Source organism: Polaribacter sp. Hel_I_88, assembly GCF_000687935.1.
GTDB lineage: Bacteria > Bacteroidota > Bacteroidia > Flavobacteriales > Flavobacteriaceae > Polaribacter.
Genome location: NZ_JHZZ01000001.1, coordinates 2,032,779 through 2,052,872 on the forward strand (window position 1 = coordinate 2,032,779; position 20,094 = coordinate 2,052,872).

The 20,094-nt window shown below is 29.4% G+C and carries 18 protein-coding genes; 4 read left to right on the plus strand and 14 right to left on the minus strand.

From position 1 onward, the window contains the following. Positions 1–252: 252 nt before the first annotated feature. A complete protein-coding gene (locus tag P161_RS0109130) occupies positions 253–2,529 on the minus strand; it encodes an NADP-dependent malic enzyme (RefSeq protein WP_026776706.1) in 2,277 nt (758 codons plus the stop codon). Positions 2,530–2,807: 278 nt separating this feature from the next. Here P161_RS0109130 and P161_RS0109140 point away from each other — a divergent pair, with 278 nt between their 5' ends. Continuing rightward, a complete protein-coding gene (locus P161_RS0109140; RefSeq protein WP_026776707.1) occupies positions 2,808–5,273 on the plus strand; it encodes a DUF5686 and carboxypeptidase regulatory-like domain-containing protein in 2,466 nt (821 codons plus the stop codon). 12 nt (positions 5,274–5,285) lie between these two features. Beyond that, complete coding sequence (gene moaD, locus P161_RS0109145; protein ID WP_026776708.1) at positions 5,286–5,528, plus strand: molybdopterin converting factor subunit 1; 243 nt, start codon at positions 5,286–5,288, stop codon at positions 5,526–5,528. 133 nt (positions 5,529–5,661) lie between these two features. Here the strand turns inward: moaD and P161_RS0109150 are convergent, their stop codons facing one another. Then, positions 5,662–5,937 (minus strand): DUF3817 domain-containing protein, encoded by a 276-nt coding sequence (locus tag P161_RS0109150; protein WP_026776709.1) that lies wholly within the window; start codon positions 5,935–5,937, stop codon positions 5,662–5,664. A 164-nt stretch (positions 5,938–6,101) separates the two neighbouring features. Here P161_RS0109150 and P161_RS0109155 point away from each other — a divergent pair, with 164 nt between their 5' ends. After that, on the plus strand, positions 6,102–6,524 hold the full coding sequence (locus P161_RS0109155; protein WP_026776710.1) for a molybdenum cofactor biosynthesis protein MoaE: 423 nt from the start codon (positions 6,102–6,104) through the stop codon (positions 6,522–6,524). Between the two features lie 25 nt (positions 6,525–6,549). Here P161_RS0109155 and P161_RS0109160 read toward each other — a convergent pair whose 3' ends face one another. From P161_RS0109160 to P161_RS0109185, 6 genes are all read right to left on the minus strand, one after another. Next, entirely contained in the window at positions 6,550–7,911 is a 1,362-nt protein-coding gene (locus tag P161_RS0109160) for an exonuclease domain-containing protein (protein ID WP_026776711.1), read from the minus strand. A 131-nt stretch (positions 7,912–8,042) separates the two neighbouring features. Further along, on the minus strand, positions 8,043–8,699 hold the full coding sequence (gene rpe, locus P161_RS0109165; protein WP_026776712.1) for a ribulose-phosphate 3-epimerase: 657 nt from the start codon (positions 8,697–8,699) through the stop codon (positions 8,043–8,045). 162 nt (positions 8,700–8,861) lie between these two features. Beyond that, entirely contained in the window at positions 8,862–9,665 is an 804-nt protein-coding gene (locus P161_RS0109170; protein WP_155810449.1) for a hypothetical protein, read from the minus strand. A 120-nt stretch (positions 9,666–9,785) separates the two neighbouring features. Next, positions 9,786–10,052: a hypothetical protein gene (locus tag P161_RS0109175; RefSeq protein WP_026776714.1), complete on the minus strand. Its 267-nt coding sequence runs from the start codon at positions 10,050–10,052 to the stop codon at positions 9,786–9,788. A 9-nt stretch (positions 10,053–10,061) separates the two neighbouring features. Next, positions 10,062–10,400, minus strand: coding sequence for a hypothetical protein (locus tag P161_RS0109180; RefSeq protein WP_026776715.1), 339 nt, complete (start codon positions 10,398–10,400; stop codon positions 10,062–10,064). A 436-nt stretch (positions 10,401–10,836) separates the two neighbouring features. Then, positions 10,837–11,700 carry an RNA polymerase sigma factor RpoD/SigA gene (locus P161_RS0109185; RefSeq protein WP_015482077.1) on the minus strand — a complete coding sequence of 288 codons (864 nt, stop codon included), beginning with the start codon at positions 11,698–11,700 and terminating at the stop codon, positions 10,837–10,839. Between the two features lie 199 nt (positions 11,701–11,899). On the opposite strand from P161_RS0109185, the gene P161_RS0109190 reads away from it, so the two are divergent. Then, positions 11,900–12,469, plus strand: coding sequence for an RNA polymerase sigma factor (locus tag P161_RS0109190; protein WP_081817009.1), 570 nt, complete (start codon positions 11,900–11,902; stop codon positions 12,467–12,469). A 703-nt stretch (positions 12,470–13,172) separates the two neighbouring features. Here P161_RS0109190 and P161_RS0109195 read toward each other — a convergent pair. The 6 genes from P161_RS0109195 to lysS form a co-directional block, all read right to left on the minus strand. After that, positions 13,173–13,946: a LuxR C-terminal-related transcriptional regulator gene (locus P161_RS0109195; RefSeq protein ID WP_026776717.1), complete on the minus strand. Its 774-nt coding sequence runs from the start codon at positions 13,944–13,946 to the stop codon at positions 13,173–13,175. A gap of 26 nt (positions 13,947–13,972) precedes the next feature. Then, the gene (gene pulA, locus P161_RS18310; RefSeq protein WP_081817010.1) at positions 13,973–15,925 is read right to left on the minus strand and encodes a type I pullulanase; all 1,953 of its coding nucleotides are present in this window, start codon (positions 15,923–15,925) and stop codon (positions 13,973–13,975) included. A 99-nt stretch (positions 15,926–16,024) separates the two neighbouring features. Next, positions 16,025–16,942 carry a glutaminase gene (locus P161_RS0109205; protein WP_026776718.1) on the minus strand — a complete coding sequence of 306 codons (918 nt, stop codon included), beginning with the start codon at positions 16,940–16,942 and terminating at the stop codon, positions 16,025–16,027. Between the two features lie 50 nt (positions 16,943–16,992). After that, positions 16,993–17,451, minus strand: coding sequence for an RES family NAD+ phosphorylase (locus tag P161_RS0109210; protein WP_026776719.1), 459 nt, complete (start codon positions 17,449–17,451; stop codon positions 16,993–16,995). Beyond that, complete coding sequence (locus P161_RS0109215; RefSeq protein WP_036841369.1) at positions 17,451–17,957, minus strand: antitoxin Xre/MbcA/ParS toxin-binding domain-containing protein; 507 nt, start codon at positions 17,955–17,957, stop codon at positions 17,451–17,453. The genes P161_RS0109210 and P161_RS0109215 overlap by 1 nt, the downstream gene beginning before the upstream one ends. Before the next feature lie 272 nt (positions 17,958–18,229). Continuing rightward, the gene (lysS, locus tag P161_RS0109220) at positions 18,230–19,924 is read right to left on the minus strand and encodes a lysine--tRNA ligase (protein ID WP_026776721.1); all 1,695 of its coding nucleotides are present in this window, start codon (positions 19,922–19,924) and stop codon (positions 18,230–18,232) included. Between the last annotated feature and the right edge of the window lie 170 nt (positions 19,925–20,094).

The window sequence follows — 20,094 nt, forward strand, 5'->3', positions numbered from 1 at the left end:
AAATTAATTGCATTTTTTGCAGCTCTCTTTGCGTGAGCCACGTAATCAAAGGTTTAGTCGAGATAAAATTTGTCTTTTAAGATTCCTTTTACGCTTTCAGCCATGGCGTTTTCGTAACAATGATTTTCTTTCTAAGTGTCAACATTTGGTGTTTTCTAAGGACATTAAATAAAGTATCTCTATTGTAAACAAAAAAGCTTACAAACCAATGGGTATGTAAGCCTTTTTAAAATAAATTTTATGCTTAAAATGCTAAGCTATACTTTCTTTTTGTTGAGCATCTACAGCTGCTAAGGCTGCCATATTTACCATTTCATCTACGCTAGAACCTAATTGTAAAACGTGAACGGCTTTGCTTAATCCTAAAATTACGGGACCAATAGATTCTGCTCCTTGTAACTCCTTTAAAAGTTTGTAGGTAATATTTGCAGATTCTAAATTTGGGAAAATTAACACATTTACTTTTTTACCATTCAATTTTGAGAACGGAAATTCTTTTGCTAACATTTGCGAGTTTAAAGCAAAATCTGCTTGAATTTCGCCATCTACAACCATATCAGGAAAATTGCGGTGCATATACGTAACAGCCTCTCTTATTTTTGTTGAAGTTTCGTGAGATGAAGAGCCAAAGTTAGAAAAAGACAACATTGCTACATTTGGTTTTACACCAAACATTTTTGTTAAATGGGTTGTTAACTGAACAATTTTTACCAAATCTTTAGCAGTAGGATTTACGTTAATAGTAGTATCTGCTAAAAACATTGGCCCTTGTTTCGTTAACATTAAATTACAAGCAGCAACTTTAGAAACGCCTTTTTGTTTTTCTATCAACTCTAAAATTGGTCTTACTACAGAAGGGTAAGGTCTTGAGTATCCAGTAATTAAAGCATCTGCTTCTTTTTTATTTACCATCATTGCACCAAAATAATTACGCTCGCGCATTAATTTTTTTGCTTCAGATAATGTTCTACCTTTTCGCTGTCTGCTTTTCCAGTAGGCTTCTCCATAACGATCTCTTCGTTTTTCTTCTTCATCCGTTTTTGGGTCAAAAAGTGGCACATCATCTGTAAAACCAATTTCTTCTTTTAGTTCCAGAATTACTTCTCTTCTTCCTAATAAAATTGGGATTCCTATTTTCTCTTCATGCACTCTTTGTGCTGCTTTTAATACATCTAAATGATCAGCTTCAGCAAAAACAATACGTTTTAAATTACTTTTAGCTCGGTTATGTAGCAGTCTAATTTCTTTACTGCCAGAACCAGAACGTTCCATTAATTCCTCTCTATATTTATTCCAATCTGAAATAGGTTCTAAAGCCACTCCAGATTCCATAGCCGCTTTTGCAATTGCTGGTGGAATTTCATAAATTAATCTTGGGTCAAATGGTTTCGGAATAATATATTCTTCGCCAAAAGCCAAGCTAACTTCATCATACACAATGTTTACTTGTTCAGGCACTGTTTTTTTAGCCAAATCTGCTAAGGCATGCACAGCTGCCATTTTCATTTCCTCGTTAATTTTAGTGGCTCTAACATCTAAAGCACCTCTAAAGATAAACGGAAAACCAAGTACGTTATTTACTTGATTAGGATGGTCTGATCTTCCTGTAGCCATTACAATATCGTCTCTTGTTGCAAGTGCCAAATCATAATCTATTTCTGGAACTGGGTTTGCCATAGCAAAAACAATCGGTTTTTTGCCCATAGATAACAGCATTTCTGGTGTTACCACATTTCCCATAGACAAACCAATAAAAACATCGGCATTTTGCATGGCTTCTTCTAACGTATGCAAATCTTGAGAGGTTGCAAATTCGGCTTTTTGTGAGGTTAAATTATCTCTATCTTTTCTGATAACACCCTTGCTATCACACATTACAATGTTTTCTCTAACAGCACCCAATTCTAAATACAAACGGGTACAAGAAATGGCAGCAGCTCCAGCACCATTAATGACCATTTTTACTTTGGTAATGTCTTTTTTGGTGATTTCAATAGCGTTTTTTAAAGCAGCAGCAGAAATAATAGCAGTTCCATGTTGATCATCATGCATTACAGGAATGTCTAATTCTTCCTTTAAACGTCTTTCAATTTCAAAAGCTTCTGGTGCTTTGATGTCTTCTAAATTAATACCTCCAAAAGTGGGTGCAATTGCTTTTACTGTTTCTATAAAATGCTCAACATTTTTAGAGTCTATTTCGATGTCAAAAACATCAATATCAGCAAAAATTTTGAATAATAAACCTTTTCCTTCCATAACTGGTTTTGAGGCATCTGGGCCAATATCTCCCAAACCTAAAACTGCAGATCCGTCTGTAATAACAGCTACTAAATTACCTTTAGCAGTATATTTGTAAGCATTGTTTTTATCTTTTGCAATTTCTAAACAAGGTTCTGCAACTCCTGGAGAATAGGCTAATGCTAAATCGTGTTGCGTTGCATATTTTTTAGTAGGTACAACAGCAATTTTACCTGGTTTTGGTTTTGCGTGATATAATAAAGCTTCGTGTCTTTTTCTAGAATCGCTCATGCTTAAAGTTGTTTTTAAATTGACCAACAAAGATAATACTTAAAAATAAAGGGTAAAGTTATTTTTAGTTTTTAAAAGATGATTTTTAATAGTAATGTGTTAAATCTTTTTAAAGCAAAATTTTAGAAATCACTTTTTTTTTGATGCTAAATGCTAGGCAACTTTATCATATTTTTCTTCGTCTTTACGTAAAATAATTAATTGATTGTTTAACAAAAAATCAACAGTTACTTGTAACAGAAACTCTAAATTTACGACCAATAAAGAAAATCAACCTAATGAAAAAAATTGCTTTACTAGTTTTCCTTTTTATAAGCTCTATACAACTAGCACAAATAAAAGGTACTATAACCGATGTTAAAAACGAGCCACTTTCTTTTGTGAGTATTTATTTAGATAAAACTGTTACAGGAACTACTTCTAACGATGCTGGAGAATATGTTTTAGACATCAACAAAAAAGGAAATTATACGATTGTTTTTCAGTTTTTAGGCTATAAAACAATTAAGAAAGAGGTTGCTATAAACAATTTTCCTTTTGAATTAAATATACAATTAGAGGAGGAAGATGTTCAATTAAACGAGATTTCAATATCAACAAAAGACAATCCAGCAAACAGAATTATTAGAAATGTAATTGCGAATAAGGATAAAAATACTGATAAATACTCAAATTATACTGCTAAATTCTATTCTCGTGGATTGACTAGAATTAAAGACGCTCCAGAAAAATTTGTAGGCATAAGTATGGGCGATTTTGGTGGAGGTTTAGATTCTACAAGAAGTGGAATTATCTACTTGTCAGAAACTTTCTCAAATATTTCTTTTCAAAAGTCACCTAAAAAATTTAAAGAAAAAATTGTTGCTTCTAAAGTTTCTGGAGAAGATAATGGTGTAAGTTTTAATAGGGCAGAGGATTCAAATATCGATTTATATGAAAATAGTATCGAAGTTTTTAACGATTTGGTTTCGCCAATTTCTAGCAATGCTTTTAGCTATTACAACTATAAATTAGAAGGTACTTTTTATGATAATAATGGCAAATTAATCAATAAAATTAATGTGTTACCAAAACGTAAAAACGACCGAATTTTTGAAGGTTCAATTTACGTTGTAGAAGATGATTGGGCTTTGTATGGTTCAGATTTAACAACTACTGGGAAACAGGTAAACTTACCTTTTGTAAACTTTTTGGGGCTAAAACAAACCTATAATTATTCAGATAAAATAGATGCGTGGGTATTAATTGGACAAACCATAGATTTTGACATTAAATTTCTAGGATTCAAGCCAAAAGGTAAGTTTTCTTATGTGTATTCTGATTATGATTTTAATCCTGATTTTAGCGAAAAAACCTTTACAAACGAAGTATTATCTTTCGAAAAAGATGCCACTAAAAAGGATACAACTTTTTGGAACACCTTAAGACCTGTGCCACTTACAAAAGAAGAAACGCAAGATTATTCTTTAAAAGATAGTATAAAAACGATTAGAAAATCTAAAAAATATTTAGATTCTTTAGATGTAAAAGGCAATAAATTCGGTTTGTTTGATCCTTTATCTGGGTATTCATTCCGAAATTCTTACGAAAATTGGTCTTTTTCTTACAATGGCCCTTTGCTAAGAACAGGTTTTAATACTGTGCAAGGTTTTAATGCATCTGCAGGTTTTAGTTATTTTAAAACTTTAAATGAAGAAGGCAAATGGTGGAATGCTGGCTTGAATTTTAATTATGGATTTTCTGATAAACGATTAAGACCAACGTTCTATTTCTCTAAAAAATGGGATAATTTTTCCAAACCTAGACTGTCTATTTCTGGAGGAATTGTAACACCACAATTTAATGGTAGAGATCCTATTTTTAAATTAAATAATACAATTACGTCTCTTTTTTATAGAGATAACTTTATGAAAATATATGAAAAAACATATACAGAAGTTCAGTATTCAGAAGAAATTAAAAACGGAATTTACTTTTTTGGTTCTTTAGAATATGCAAAAAGAACTCCACTTTTTAACACGACAGATTATTCTTTTGCAAAACAAGACACTAATGGATATACGTCTAACAATCCTTTAAATCCAACAGATTTTGAAAATAGCGCTTTTGCCGAACACAATATTGCTACTTTAAATATAGGAACAACGTTTGTATTTGGTCAAAAATATTTGAGTTATCCAGATATGAAAGTAAATCAGGGTAATGATAAATACCCAACAATCAGTGTAAATTATATAAAACGATTTGGAGCAAGCAACACTGAGTTAAATTCAGATTTATTTTTGGCAAATATTAGGCAGAATATTACTGCTGGTAATTTTGGTGATTTTGCATATCATATAAGAGGAGGTGCCTTTTTAAAGCAAAAAAATATTGCTTTTATGGACAAGTTACAAGCCAATGGAAATCAATTATTGTTTCCTATTGATAGAGAATTAAACAGTTTTAATTTGCTAGATTATTATAGATATTATACCAATGATAAATATGCAGAAATGCATATGGAACACGATTTTAAAGGCTCTATTTTAGGTAAAATTCCTTTAGTGAATAAGTTAAACTTCCATTTAATTGTGGGTGGAAAAGTGTTGTTTATGGCTGATAAAAATCCGTATTCAGAATATTCTATTGGTTTAGCAAATTTAGGTTTTGGTAAATACCGTTTTTTACGATTGGAATACGTGAATGCAAATTATGGAAATATAAATGAAAGTGGTTTGGTATTTAGAGCCAGCTTATTTTAATATATTTATGGTATGAATATAAAAACACTTTTTTTTGGAATCACAGCAGATTTAGTTCAACATTCAGAACTAGATATTTCTGTAGATGAAAAAAGTACGATTGCTAGTTTTAAATCGATTTTAAAAGAAAAATATCCACAGTTAGAAAACTTAAACTCGTATGCAATTGCTGTAAATGAAGAGTATGCTAGTGATGATTTGATTTTGAAAAATGGAGATGTTGTTGCAATTATTCCTCCTGTAAGTGGAGGGTAAAGCCCCTTTAATTCCCCAAAGGGGAAAATACTCTTATGTTATTTTCTATTTGAAATTGTTGCACAAAAATTCTCTGTGAATCTCTGTTTTTTTCCTCTTTGAATCTCTGTGTCTAAACTTTTTCTACAGAAAATTACTTCTGCAAATATTTCTTATCAACATAAAAAGTACCAAAAGGAATTACAGAAGCAATTAAAACAATTCCCAACGTTTTATTCGTCCAATTCATTTCTTTTTTAAGGACGATTGCCAAAACAATATAAAGCATAAAAAGTATTCCATGAGGCATTCCTAGCATTTTTACATATTGTGGATCTTCTTGAAAATACTTAATTGGTGTTGCAATAAATAATAAAAGTAAGTAAGAAACGCCTTCTAAAAAACTTACAATTCTAAAGATATTTTTCATTTTTTTATGTGATGTTAATTCGATTAATTTCGATTTTTTATCAAAATTGAATCGAGAACATTTGGTTTTAAATTTCAGTTGCAAAAATACAACTTGTTTCACTATTTTTGCCTTGAATTGAACCTGTTTCAGTATCTTTTAACTTTATTTAAGCATTTTTAGTAATGATTAGAACATCCATAAAAATAACATCAGAAAAATTAAATCTACAGGAATGTTACAGTTTTGTAGAAGATGATATTTGTGGAGGAATTACTGCTTTTATTGGCACTGTAAGAAATGATACGCAAGGAAAGGAAGTTACACAATTAGATTTTTCTACGTACAAACCTATGGCAATAAAAGAGATGCAAAAAATTGCAGATTTGACTTTAGAGAAATTTGATATATTTAAAATCGCCATTCATCATGCAGAAGGAATGTTGCAAATTGGCGATGTTCCTGTAATTATTACAACGTCATCCAAACATAGAAAAGCAGCCTTTTTAGCCTGTGAATTCGCTATTGATACTTTAAAAGAAACTGTTCCTATTTGGAAAAAAGAACATTTTTCTGATGGTGAAGTTTGGGTAAATGCACATCCTTAATTTTAAAAAAACTTTTGCTTCAATTTTAAACTGATAAAGCTGCTTGTTTCTTTAAATAAGAAGCTATAATTTTTTGAATATCGTTATTGTCTTTTTGAGGTTCTAAAAAAAACTGATAGTCTTCAGGATTTTCCAGTTGCTCAGCTTGTTGTGATTCTACATAGCCAAAACCTTTGTAAATTCCGTTTAAAATTAATGCAAAACCAGTTTCATTTTCAGTTCTACCTGTTTCTTTTAAAATAAAATTCTGTTTATTAAAGGTGATAGAATTAATAGCTTCTTGAACTCGAATATTATAATTTTTTACAGATTCTTGATTGCAACAAATGCCTAAACAATCATCTAAAATATGCTCAGAACAATTGGCAACGTTGGTTTGTAAATGACAATATTTTGGGCATAATTTAAAATCGATACATAAAGTTTCTAAAAAAGTTCTGCATTCACCAATTGAATTGAAATTAATTACTGGGTTTGGAGCCAATTTCAGTTTATTATAGGCTAAATGTATAATTCCTTTTTGATCTATATAAGAGAAAATTCCAAAAGTATCTTTTTTACGTTTTTGAGCGTAGTTGAATTTTGGGTATCTGTGTTTAATTTCTGAAGATTCCAACAAAAGAGCTAGTAATTCACTACCAGTTTCAGTAAAAGAAATATGTGCAGTTTCCAGACACATTTCTCTCTCTTTTTTCTTTTTATCGTAAAAATGACTGATCACTCTTTGCTTTATATTGTTGGCTTTACCAACATAAATAATTTCTTTAGCGCTATTTTTAAAATAATAAACACCAAAGGTTTCTGGTAAATTATCAACATCACTTTTATTTAAAAGTGGAGGTAAAGTGGCTTGTTTAGAACGTGGATTTAAAAAAGAATTAATCGTAAAATTAGTATCTCTTTCTAGTAATCTTCTAAACAATTCTGTGGTGGCTTCTGCATCTCCTTTTGCTCTGTGTCTCCCATTTATGGGTATTTGTTCACTGATGCAAATATTGCCTAAACTGTAAGAATTTAAACCAGGTACAATTTTTCTCGTTAAACGAACAGTACACAATTTTTTACGAACAAAAGGAAACCCTAAACTCTTAAATTCGTCTTGAATAATATTGTAATCGAAATTTACGTTATGAGCCACAAAAATAGTGTCTTTTGTAATATCGATTACTTTTTCTGCAATTTCATAAAATTTAGGTGCATTTCTAACCATCGCATTTGTAATACCAGTAAGATTGGTAATAAATGGTGGAATATCTTGCTCAGGATTTACAAGGGTTGTGTATTCATCAAGAATTTTTTTGCCATCAAAAACAAAAATGGATATCTCTGTTATTTTTTGACCTTTTGCGCCATTTCCTGTGGTTTCTATGTCGATTACAGTGTACAATACTTTTTTTTAATCTGGAATTAGGTTATGAAAGTATACTTATTTTTTTGCTACGAATTCACGAATTATTTTTTTTAGAATAAAAATTCGTGAATTTGTGGCATTTATTTTTAAAATTATTGGTGAAATAATTATCCAACAATATTTTTTAAATCTGCAATGGTTGCTGTTGGATCATCACTTCTAAAAACATAACTTCCTGCAACTAGAACATTGGCTCCAGCTTCAATTAGTTTGTTTGCGTTTACATTGGTTACTCCACCATCAATTTCAATTTGGCAGTTAGATTCTGTAAACTCGATTAAGTGTCTTAACTGATTTACTTTCTTATACGTATTTTCGATAAATGATTGTCCGCCAAAACCAGGGTTTACACTCATAATACATACCAAATCTAAATCTGCAATTATATCTTCTAAAACTGCAATTGGTGTATGAGGATTCAAGGCAACTCCAGCTTTCATGCCTGCTGCTTTAATAGCCTGAATTGTTCTATGCAAATGGGTACAAGCTTCATAATGTACCGTTAAAATATTGGCGCCTAAATCTGCAAATGTTTGAATGTATTGATCTGGATTTACAATCATTAAATGTACATCAATTGTTTTTTTTGCGTGTTTTGTAATCGCTTTTAAAACTGGCATACCAAAAGAAATATTAGGCACAAAAACGCCATCCATAATATCGATATGAAACCAATCTGCTTCACTGTTATTAACCATTTCTATATCTCTTTGTAAATTGGCAAAGTCTGCTGCTAAAATTGAAGGTGCAATTAAATTACTCATTGTATTTGTTGTGTTGTTTGTATTTTACAAAGATACTAAGAAAGGAATACTTTTTTAAGAAAGCACGCTTTTAAAAGAGTTTTGAGTTTGGAACAAAAAAATCACTAATAGTTTTAGTGATTTTAAATGCTGTTATTTTTTTGAGAATAAATTACGGGATTTTTAGTTGTGATATTGGGATGTTAGTTGCTGCGTTTTATTTTTTTCAATATCAGTAAGAATGTATTTTTTCGAGGTATAATCATAAGATAAAATCTGCATATTCCTTTGGTCAACCATATCGATTAAAAACTTTTCAGTTTTATGAACTTGGTTAAAAGAAAAAATAACTTTTAAATTTTTTAATTCGTTTTCGGGTAATAAATTTAATTCATTATTAATATAATTATTTATTAACTCGTCAGCTTCTGAAACAGTATATTTTGCAAGAATTATTGGTAGATTTAAATATTCTTCACATTGAGATTTTATTTTTAAATTAATTTTGTTTTGTTTTTTGTTCGGCTTTAAATTTACTTTTTCAATTGCAAACACTAATTTTCCAGGACTTGGGTTTTTGAAATCAAATTCAATGCTTGAATTCTTTTGTTTTCGTTGGATTATGTTTTTTGCGACAGGTAGTAGTTTGTTAATTGAGTCTGAAAGTATTAAATCCTTTGAATTTTTAAAATCAAATATAGCAGAGAGAGTTTTGTTTTCACAGTCTATATTGCCACCATAATTAAAATGTAGTTCGGTTATGTAATTCTCATCAGAACTTTGTTGGGTAACTCCAAATACTAAATGAAATTCTGATTCATTGTCATACCAAGTAGGCCCAATTTTAAGTTTCAATTTTTTCTTGTTTAAATCAATAGTTCCAACATCCATTATTTCTAATTCTTTATTTTCAATTGTCGTCTTCGGTTTTGTTCCACAAGAGTTGAAAAGGAATAGAATATTTAATAATAGGATGATTTTTTTCATAGTAATTTTCGTACGGCTTAATTTTTTTATTTTTGATTTGTTACGTGAATTAAGAAACTAATTTAGTAAATAATTAAAGACCAAGAAAATCTGATAGGATTTTTGAAAGTAGGCAAGAAGTCAACAATATATTATATATGGTGTTAGCAAATCGTTTTTATTGTTTCTCATTATCAAGTCATTTTTTTCTCCATTATCTTCTAATTCTCCTTTTATTTTAATTCTCGAATTTTCTTTTAAATTCCGTTCATCACTTTTTTTGGCAAACAGAACAATTAATTTTCTTTTAAAATTATTATGTTTAATCTCTGTTATAATATAGTTATGTCCACCATCAGCACCAGTTGATTGAACTTTATAGTTTTCTAAAATTATTTCTGTCAACATTAAATTCTGTTATTTAGTGAATTCAGCATTTTTTAATTTCCCATTTTGAAAATCAAGTTCACAAATAAATCCGCCAAAATTCCATATCCGATTTTTATTACCTTTCATAAATTCCACATAAGAGTCAGCTGTCATATTTGTAGGATGTTGAGCAATCCAAATCAGTCTTCCGTTTTTGTCAAATGCGTTACAATTCTTAAATTGTCTATGTTTTGGTGCATTTTCGTCAAACTTATAAATAACAACTGCTAAATCATTTATTATTCGGACTTCTCTAATATTATATTCCAACTCAAATTCACTTCCTTCAATTTTTAAAATCCGATTAGACGATTCTACTTTTTTCATTTTGTGTTTTTCTCAAATGTTTGCCAACTATTTATATAACAATTTTTACTACACATATCCCGTAAAATAAACATGATATAGTGTTTTTTATATTACTGTTTTACTGTAAATATAATTTATTTATTGGAGTATTTAAAGGACTATTAATTCAAATGATTATTTTAAACTATTTTGTAAAAAGCCCTCAAAGGGTTTTGAACCCTTTAAGGGCTGGATTATTGAAAGATTAATATTTTAAAATTTATCAGTTAGTTGGCAAACAAGTCTAGCCCAGATTGAAACGACATCCTTTTTATGCTTTTTCGCATAAAAAGATATAGTGGAAAGCTGGAAATAGCTTCAAATAAAAAAACTCCCGAAATTGAATTCGAGAGTTTTAAATATTTTCACACTTATTTAAAAGTAAGAGTGAGATAACTAGTGCAATCTGCGATTGCTAGCCTAGGTAAGTCATTAAAATTTTAGATCTAGATGTGTGTTTTAATCTACGAATTGCTTTTTCTTTAATTTGACGAACACGTTCTCTTGTTAAATCGAAAGTTTCACCAATTTCTTCTAAAGTCATTGGTTGGTGTTCACCCAAACCAAAGTATAATTTTACAACATCTGCTTCTCTTGGTGTAAGTGTTTCTAAAGCTCTGTTAATTTCAATTCTTAAAGATTCGTGTAATAAAACACGATCTGGATTTGGAGACTCACCAGAGTTTAAAACATCGTATAAATTAGAATCTTCACCTTCAATTAAAGGAGCATCCATAGATACATGACGTCCAGAATTCTTCATAGATTCTTTAACGTCGTTCACAGTCATGTCTAGTTTTTTTGCAATTTCTTCAGGACTTGGAGGTCTTTCATTTTCTTGCTCTAAAAACGCATACATTTTATTGATTTTATTAATAGAACCAATTTTATTTAAAGGCAAACGTACAATTCTAGATTGTTCTGCTAAGGCTTGTAAGATCGATTGACGAATCCACCAAACAGCATACGAAATAAATTTAAAACCACGAGTTTCATCAAAACGTTTTGCTGCTTTGATTAATCCTAAATTACCTTCATTAATTAAATCTGGTAACGTTAAACCTTGGTTTTGATATTGTTTTGCAACAGATACTACAAATCGTAAATTGGCCTTTGTTAATTTCTCTAAAGCTCTTTGGTCTCCAGCTTTAATAAGCTGTGCCAATTCCACTTCTTCATCTGCAGTAATTAAGTCTACTTTACCAATTTCTTGTAAATATTTGTCTAGGGAAGCAGTTTCTCTGTTTGTAACCTGCTTGGTAATTTTAAGTTGTCTCATTTAATTTGCTATAACTTTATAAGATTAATGTAATCGTTACAATTACTTATACGTAAGCTTTTAAATAAATGTTACAAAAAGTTTTATTTTTTTTAAAAGTGATGCATAAAACATTCAACGTGTTTTATGTACACTTCAACTTATTATTTAAAATTAAGTGAGATATTTTATTTTTTTTGTTTTTAAAAAGTAAAACATATTGAGCTCAAATATTACATATAAGTTAACAGATGAGGAATTAGTCTTTAAAATAATTGAAACAAACAACTCACAACTGTTCGCTATTTTATATGATAGGTTTTTTAAAGTTGTATATCATAAATGTTATGGATTTGCAAAAAGCAAAGAAGAGGCAGAAGATTTAACACACGATGTTTTTATTAGATTGTTTACAAAGCTAAAAACCTTTAAAGGAACCGCTAAGTTTTCTACATGGTTGTATTCTTTTACCTATAATTTTTGTGTAAATTATGTACAGAGAAATGCATATAAGAAAAAAGAAAAATTTACTATAGTAACAGACGTTATTAAAGATAACGACGTTTCCGAGAAATTAGAAAATGCTCAATTACTTGCTTTAAAATCAGAAAAATTGGCAAGGGCTTTGGAGTTAATAGCACCAAAAGATAAAATGATTCTTTTAATGAAATATCAGGAAGATATAAGTATTAGAGAAATTAAAGAGACATTAGTTATTGGCGAAAGTGCCGTTAAAATGCGAATTAAAAGAGCAAAACATAAAGTTGTAAGTATTTATGCAGAATTATAAAATAGATAAATTTCGCTTTTAATTAAAAACAGAAAGCACAATAATTAAATACTTTTTACTTTGCAACTTAAACTATTGTTTTTATTGTAGCTTTTCAAATCCTATAAAGTAAATTATCTTTTTTTTATCCTAAGTTGCCTATCAGAAAAAGAACTTAAAGACAGGTTTATAGAGCATTTTTTTCTACTGATTGATTTTTGAGCAATTCAGTTTGCAACATTGTTTTTAGCAAAAACTCAATAATAGTTAGCGATTCAGGATTAAATTAAAAAAATGCAATAGAGGTTTGATTGCTAATAATTTATCTATTATATTTGTATTTATTTTAACGTTTTTAGAATGTTTATAGGGAAAGGTTATATAGAAGATATAGAAAGATTCCTATTAAATTATTAATCTGATAAAATTTTTAAGCAAATAATAATATCAAAATTATTTTTTTAGATTTTATAAAACGTTTAAATTAAATTGCTATTGAATTTAATAAAAAAATTGCGTTTCCTATATAGTTAATTATTGATAAAAAAATTGAAATGTTGCTTTATGAGCATCAGAAAATTTGATGGAAAGTTGGGGGACTGTTCTATCATGAGTGATTTTTAATCATAAATAAAAGAGACCGTTTTTACGGTCTCTTTGCTTATATATTTTTTTATAAAAAATTAAACGTTTTCAATATATCTAAATGCAATTTTAAATTTTTCTAAAAAAGTAGATTTATTAAACAATATTGAACAAGTTCTTTTGTAGAATCAAAACTTAACTTTGCTAAAATATTTTTTCTGTGTACGCTTACTGTATGTGGACTAATGTGAAGTTTCTCTGCAATTTGATTAGTCGTGTTATTTAAAGCCAACAATCTAACAATATCTTTTTCTCTATTAGTTAAAGAAACTGTGAGTAATTTTTGAGAATAATTTTTATAGAAAATAGTTTCATACTCATTTTTATCATTTAATTTTTTTACAGTGGCAATAATTGGTCTTTTTTCTCCACCACCAATAACACTTTGATGCGTAATTCCAATAATTGGTTTTCCATTTTCATCAAAATAAGTTGGAGTTTGATGCTCATAAACATTCAAATATTCATCTTTGCTATTTTTTACTCTAAAATTCCAAGTGTAACTTAATTTACTTCTATCTTCAATCGGAATTTCTGTCATTGTAAACAACATTAGGTCGTTTAAAGCACGCATCCAAATAGGAATATCATCTGGATGAAAATGCGAAAACCAATAAGGAGCGCCAATTGTGGTCATTTTTTCTCTATCTAAACCAAGTGTGTATTCAAAGTTTTTACTGATAAAAGGATATTTTTGGGTTGTGGTATTGGTAACAATAAAAAACGATTGCATTGCAGGTAAATATTCATCTAATTCTTTTAATTTTTGAATATGTTTTTCTACAACAGTTTCTTTGTACTCTGAATGTGTCTCAAAAATTTCTTCAAATAAATCTATTAGTTTACTGCTCATTTATAAGTATGTTTTTTATATTGATTTTATTTTTGAAATAATATAGCCATGGATTTTGCTGGAATATTTACCATTTTTGAAACTTTTTGTTCTTTTTCAAAATTGAAATCATCTCCTAAAACAGCAATACTCCAAGACTTTTTTAACGTGTAATTTACACTATTTTTTTGAGCATTATAAATTACCAAAATAGTTTTCCAAGAATCGTTATTTGCATTATTTTTAAGTTGATAAGAAACGAATCCGTCTTCAATTTTTAAAAACTCTAAGTTTTCTTGAACTTCTTTTGCAAAAGTCATTCTAAAAGCAGAATGTTCTTTGCGTAACTTGATTAAATTCTGAAAATAAGCAACAACATCAGCATTCTTAACCTTTAAATTCCAATTAATTTGATTGATACTATCTGGAGATTTATAAGAATTATGTTCGCCATTTTTGGTACGCATCATTTCTGAACCAGCATGTAAAAAAGGCGTTCCTTGAGACGTTAAAACAATTGCAGTTGCCAATTTGTGCATTGCTTTTATTTCTTTATCGGATGCTTTTGGTTGCGATATTTTTAATTTATCAAATAACGTATGGTTGTCATGACAAGAAACATAATTAATTGCTTGCCAAGGTTCATTTGCCCAAAATTCATCAGAATAATTTATTTTTTTATAATTTATTTGAGCATGTTTAATGGAACCAACAACGCCAAATTTTATGGATTCTTCCATACCTTTTGCGCCATTTACAAAACCTGTGCTCTTATCTTCAAAAACAGAACCTTTAATTCCATCTCTTATATCATCAGAAAAAGCAGCAACTTTTGGCATTTGATGCGTGTGTTTTTTCAAAGCTCTTTTTGCTTCTGGAAGTGGAGAATCTCCAGCAGTCCAACCTTCACCATAAATTAAACTATTAGGGTTTATTTTTTTGATTTCGTCTGCTAATAAATTCATGGTTTCAATATCATGAATGCCCATTAAATCGAATCTAAAACCATCTAAATGATATTCCTCTGTCCAATATTTTACAGATTCAATCATAAATTTTCGCATCATTTCTCTTTCTGAGGCAGTTTCATTTCCACAAGCTGCAGCATCAGAAAAATTACCTTTTTCATCAAATCTGTAATAATAGTTTGGGTTTTCTAAATTAAAATTTGAGGTTTCTGTTCTTCCTGTATGATTATAAACCACATCTAAAATAACGCCAATATTGGCATCATGAAAAGCTTTAACCATCGTTTTAAATTCCTTAACTCTCACTTCAGCGTCAAAGGGATTTGTAGCAAAAGAGCCTTCAGGAACATTATAGTTTTGTGGATCATAACCCCAATTAAATTGCGGCTTCTCTAAATTACTTTCATCAATTGAATAATGATCGAAAGTTGGTAATAAATGAACATGAGTAATGCCCAGTTCTTTTATATGATTGATGGCAGTTAAAACATTTAAAGAATTTTTAGAATCTTTTTCAACCAAACCTAAATATTTACCAGCAAATCTAGAATTTGCTTCTTTTTGAATGGTAAAATCTCTAATGTGCAATTCGTAAATAATAGCTTCGTTTGGTGTTTTTAGTGTAACAAAATCATCATTTTGCCAATTTTCAGGATTGGTTTCATCAAAATTTAGAACCATAGCTCTATTCCCATTTACACCAACTGCTTTTGCATAAATTCCAGGTGTTTCTGCAAGCCAATTATCATTAACATAAATTTGATAGGTATAGTAAGTTCCATTTAAATCTCCATTAATAGTTTTTTCCCAAACACCATTTTCATCATCTTTTAGTTGATGAGTTTCAATAATTTTAGTGTCATTCCCAGATTTATAAAAGTTTAGCTTTACAGCAGTTGCAGTTGGCGACCAAATTTTAAAAGTGGTTTTTTCTTTAGAATATTCCAACCAAAGATTTTTTTCTGTGGACGGATATTCATCAAAAGAACTAAAATTAGTGGCTCTTTTAGAGCAAGAGTGTATCAATATCATAAAAAGTAGGCATGATAAAATTTTAATTGCTTGCATAGCATTTGGATTTGATTGAAAGCAGAAAGTTCATCTTTTTAATTGAAACGTACAATAGAACTCTTAAAAAATTGAAGATTCAGTTTTGGTTGTAAACCTTTCTAAAAACAACATTCCTTTGTAAGAGTTTCCTTTCGGATTCAATTTCGGACTCCAAACAACAATGCAAAATTTATCTGGATGAATGGCAAGAATGCCACCACCAACACCACTTTTTCCTGGTAAACCAACTCTAAAAGCAAATTCGCCAGATTCATCATAAAAACCACAAGTAAGCATTATTGCATTAATTCTCTTTGCTTGGCTTTCTGTAAGGATTCTTTTTCCTTTTTGGCATAAAAAACGATCATCAGCTAAATAAAGAAAAATTTCAGACAGGTCTTTACAACTCATTCTTAAAGAACAGATATGAAAATAGAAATCTAAAACTTTTTCTGTATCATTTTTAATATTACCAAAAGATTTTATAAAATTACAAAGTGCTCTATTCCTAAAACCCGTTTTCTTTTCAGATTGTGCAACTTTTTCGGAATAATTTAATGTTGGGTTGTTCGCAATATTTTTACAAAAATTTAAAAAATCTTCTTTTGGGTTTTTAAGATGCCCAACTAAAATATCTGAAATTACAATGGCTCCTGCATTTATAAATGGATTTCTAGGAATTCCTTTGTCGGACTCTAATTGTTGTAAAGAATTAAAAGGATTTCCTGAAGGTTCAACATCTACTCTTTGCCATAAAGCTTCTCCTTCCAGCTGATATGCCAAGGTTAAAGATAGTATTTTAGAGATACTTTGTATGGAGAATTTTTTTTCATGATCGCCAATTCCAAAAGAATCTTTATCGATTGTAGTTATGTGAACTCCAAAATTTTTGTCGTTCACATTGCCTAATTCAGGAATGTAATTGGCTACTTTACCAATATCATCAACTTTTTTTAATTCTAAATAAATGTCTTCAATAATTTTTTTATAGGTTTCCATTGATGGTTTTTAGTCTTACAAATATCCTTTAAATTTAATGAAATGATTTTTTATTTGAACATTCTTTTATCGAAAGGAAAATCAGAAATATCTACTATTTTAATTTTTTTAAAATCTTTATGGTATGGATTGATCAAGTAATTAAAATCGCCTTTAACAACTGCAGAAGGCACTTTTAAAAGACAGAATTCTAAATCATCAATAAATAAATCGCCAATTTTTTTAGTTTTAGAATTTGGTAGCATAGCATTCCAATTTTTATCTAAATCAATGAAGTCAATTTTTTTGATTTCAATTTCATTAGGAACATCAATGGTAAGCATCACAAAATCTTTAGGTAAAGTAGCAATAGTTACATGCACTGCAACTTCTGCCATTGCTAAAGCTCTACTTTCTGCTGTGTAAATAATTTCTGTTCCTTTGCTATTCCATCTGTTGTTAGATTTTGCAGCACCTTTGCCATTAAAAGCAGTTGCGTATTTTTTTTTGGAAAGTCTAAAAAGCTGCATTATGCAAAAATTCCATGCTCAATTCTACTTAATTCTTCTAGTACTAATTCTTTGCCATAAGAATCTTGTAAAAGTTCTGCAGGTTTTAAATTATTGAAAATAAACGATGGCGTATTTAACCACAAATAAAATTGTTCTGTAGAATCGAAAACATCTTTACCATAATTGGTAACTTCGGCTATTTCTATAATTTTTTCTGTGTGGATTGGCTTAAATAAGTGGTTTTTATCATTGCTATATCTTTGCAAAGATTTTTTAGAAATGTTTAAATAGTTTGCCCAATCATCTTCTGTAAAAGGAATAATTTTTTTGATAACATTAAAAACTTTATATGGCAACCCTTTTTTAATAACTTGAATTACAAGCATTTTATTGTCAAAAAAATCTGAAAATGAATTGTTATCTTTATTAAAATTAAAGATAGAAGCTGAATTTAAACTGATTGCATAATTGTTAATGGCCTCATTAACCACATCAAAATCGGAAGTGTGTTTTTTATAATTCATAACTAAAATACATTTGACTACAAATTTACGACGTTTGTCTTGGTTTAAAAAATATTTAGCTCTTTTATTTTTATATAATTAAATGATTTAAAGTTATTTAAATTTATCTCACAAAAAAAAGGAACTACATTTCTGTAATTCCTTTTTTCATTGTTTTAGAAACAAGCTTAATTTTTTTTGCTACGAATTCACTAATTATTAGAACTAAAATAAATTTCACTTAGTTTAAAATCCTTCAGATTTTTTTATTCGTGAATTCGTGGCATATTTTTTTATATAATTTCAACAAACAAACCTTCCTCAGTTTTAGAAACTTTGGCAACATCTTTTTTGGTTAAACCTTTAATGGTTTTATCCCATTTTTTGTTTGATAAGCCAGATTGTGATTTCAGTTCGTTTAATTCTATTTTTTCAGCTTTGGTAATCATCGCCAAAACAGCTTTTTCATCATCATTCAATTCAATAGAAGGCGCTTTTTTCTCTGGTCTCATTTGAGGGAAAAATAACACTTCTTGAATCGATTGATTATTTGTTAAAAACATAATTAATCTGTCCATTCCAATTCCCATTCCAGAAGTTGGAGGCATTCCATATTCTAACGCTCTTAAGAAATCTTCATCAATAAACTCTGTAGCTTCATCATCACCTTTTTTAGCTAATTTTAATTGATGTTCAAAACGCTCACGTTGGTCAATTGGGTCATTTAATTCAGAATATGCGTTTGCAATTTCTTTACCACAAACCATCAATTCAAAACGCTCTGTTAATTCAGGATTTGTTCTGTGTTCTTTACAAAGTGGAGACATTTCTTTAGGATAATCTGTAATAAAAGTTGGCTGAATGTAATTCCCTTCACATTTTTCACCAAAAATTTCATCAATTAATTTCCCTTTCCCCATGGTTTCATCCACATCAATGTTCATTGATTTTGCAGCTGTTCTAATTTCATCTTCGGTCTTGTCATAAATATCAAAACCTGTATACTCCAAAATAGAATCACGCATTGTAATTCTTTTGTAAGGCGCTTTAAAATCTATTTTATGTTCGCCAAAAGTAGCTTCTGAAGTTCCATTTACAGCAATTGCACAATGCTCTAAAAGTTTTTCACAAAAATCCATCATCCAATTGTAATCTTTGTAAGAAACATAGATTTCCATGGCTGTAAATTCAGGATTATGAGTTCTATCCATTCCTTCATTTCTAAAGTTTTTAGAGAATTCATACACACCATCAAAACCACCAACAATTAATCTTTTTAAATACAATTCGTTGGCAATTCTCATATATAATGGAATGTCCAAAGAATTATGATGCGTTATAAAAGGTCTTGCAGCTGCACCTCCAGGAATTGGCTGTAAAACAGGCGTTTCAACCTCAAAATAACCAGCATTATTAAAGAAAGAACGCATTGCATTAAACAATTTTGTTCTTTTTATAAACACCTCTTTTACTTTTGGGTTTACCACCAAATCTGCATAACGTTGTCTATAACGCATTTCTGGATCTGTAAAAGCGTCATACGTTTTACCATCTTTTACCTTCGGAATTGGCAAAGGTTTTAAAGATTTAGATAACATTTTAAACTCCTTAACCATCACTGTTTTTTCACCAACTTTAGTCGTGAAAAGAGTACCAGTAACTCCAATAAAATCTCCTAAATCTAATAATTTTTTAAAGACATCATTGTACATAGATTTGTCTTCACCTTCGCAAATTTCATCTCTATTAAAGTACAATTGAATTCTACCTTCACCATCTTGTAACTGCCCAAAAGACGCTTTTCCTTGAATGTTAATTACCATTAAACGACCAGCAATTACCACCTGTTTTCCTTCTACATATTCCTGTTTTATTTCTTTCGAGTTTGAATCTACAGGAAATAAATCTGCTGGATAAGGGTTAATACCTAAATCTCTTAATTTTGTAAGCTTTTGTCTACGTACAACTTCTTGTTCTGATAATTGCATTGGATCTTTAAATTTTCTGATTTTATTAAGCAACAAAGATACAATGTAACTGCAAATAGGCAATTGCGAAAATTATAAAAAAAATGATATTTATTTTAGAATTTACAAAATCAACGTATATTTGTGTGTTGCTTTTTGTTGAAGTAACATTTAGTTGTGTTGTTTTGGCA

What these genes read in the sequence shown, in the direction of transcription:
- P161_RS0109130 (WP_026776706.1), bottom strand. Translation starts at nt 2,529, where the DNA reads ATGAGCGATTCTAGAAAAAGACACGAAGCTTTATTATATCACGCAAAA.
- P161_RS0109140 (WP_026776707.1), top strand. Translation starts at nt 2,808, where the DNA reads ATGAAAAAAATTGCTTTACTAGTTTTCCTTTTTATAAGCTCTATACAA.
- moaD (WP_026776708.1), top strand. Translation starts at nt 5,286, where the DNA reads ATGAATATAAAAACACTTTTTTTTGGAATCACAGCAGATTTAGTTCAA.
- P161_RS0109150 (WP_026776709.1), bottom strand. Translation starts at nt 5,937, where the DNA reads ATGAAAAATATCTTTAGAATTGTAAGTTTTTTAGAAGGCGTTTCTTAC.
- P161_RS0109155 (WP_026776710.1), top strand. Translation starts at nt 6,102, where the DNA reads ATGATTAGAACATCCATAAAAATAACATCAGAAAAATTAAATCTACAG.
- rpe (WP_026776712.1), bottom strand. Translation starts at nt 8,699, where the DNA reads ATGAGTAATTTAATTGCACCTTCAATTTTAGCAGCAGACTTTGCCAAT.
- P161_RS0109170 (WP_155810449.1), bottom strand. Translation starts at nt 9,665, where the DNA reads ATGAAAAAAATCATCCTATTATTAAATATTCTATTCCTTTTCAACTCT.
- P161_RS0109175 (WP_026776714.1), bottom strand. Translation starts at nt 10,052, where the DNA reads ATGTTGACAGAAATAATTTTAGAAAACTATAAAGTTCAATCAACTGGT.
- P161_RS0109180 (WP_026776715.1), bottom strand. Translation starts at nt 10,400, where the DNA reads ATGAAAAAAGTAGAATCGTCTAATCGGATTTTAAAAATTGAAGGAAGT.
- P161_RS0109185 (WP_015482077.1), bottom strand. Translation starts at nt 11,700, where the DNA reads ATGAGACAACTTAAAATTACCAAGCAGGTTACAAACAGAGAAACTGCT.
- P161_RS0109195 (WP_026776717.1), bottom strand. Translation starts at nt 13,946, where the DNA reads ATGAGCAGTAAACTAATAGATTTATTTGAAGAAATTTTTGAGACACAT.
- pulA (WP_081817010.1), bottom strand. Translation starts at nt 15,925, where the DNA reads ATGATATTGATACACTCTTGCTCTAAAAGAGCCACTAATTTTAGTTCT.
- P161_RS0109205 (WP_026776718.1), bottom strand. Translation starts at nt 16,942, where the DNA reads ATGGAAACCTATAAAAAAATTATTGAAGACATTTATTTAGAATTAAAA.
- P161_RS0109210 (WP_026776719.1), bottom strand. Translation starts at nt 17,451, where the DNA reads ATGCAGCTTTTTAGACTTTCCAAAAAAAAATACGCAACTGCTTTTAAT.
- P161_RS0109215 (WP_036841369.1), bottom strand. Translation starts at nt 17,957, where the DNA reads ATGAATTATAAAAAACACACTTCCGATTTTGATGTGGTTAATGAGGCC.
- lysS (WP_026776721.1), bottom strand. Translation starts at nt 19,924, where the DNA reads ATGCAATTATCAGAACAAGAAGTTGTACGTAGACAAAAGCTTACAAAA.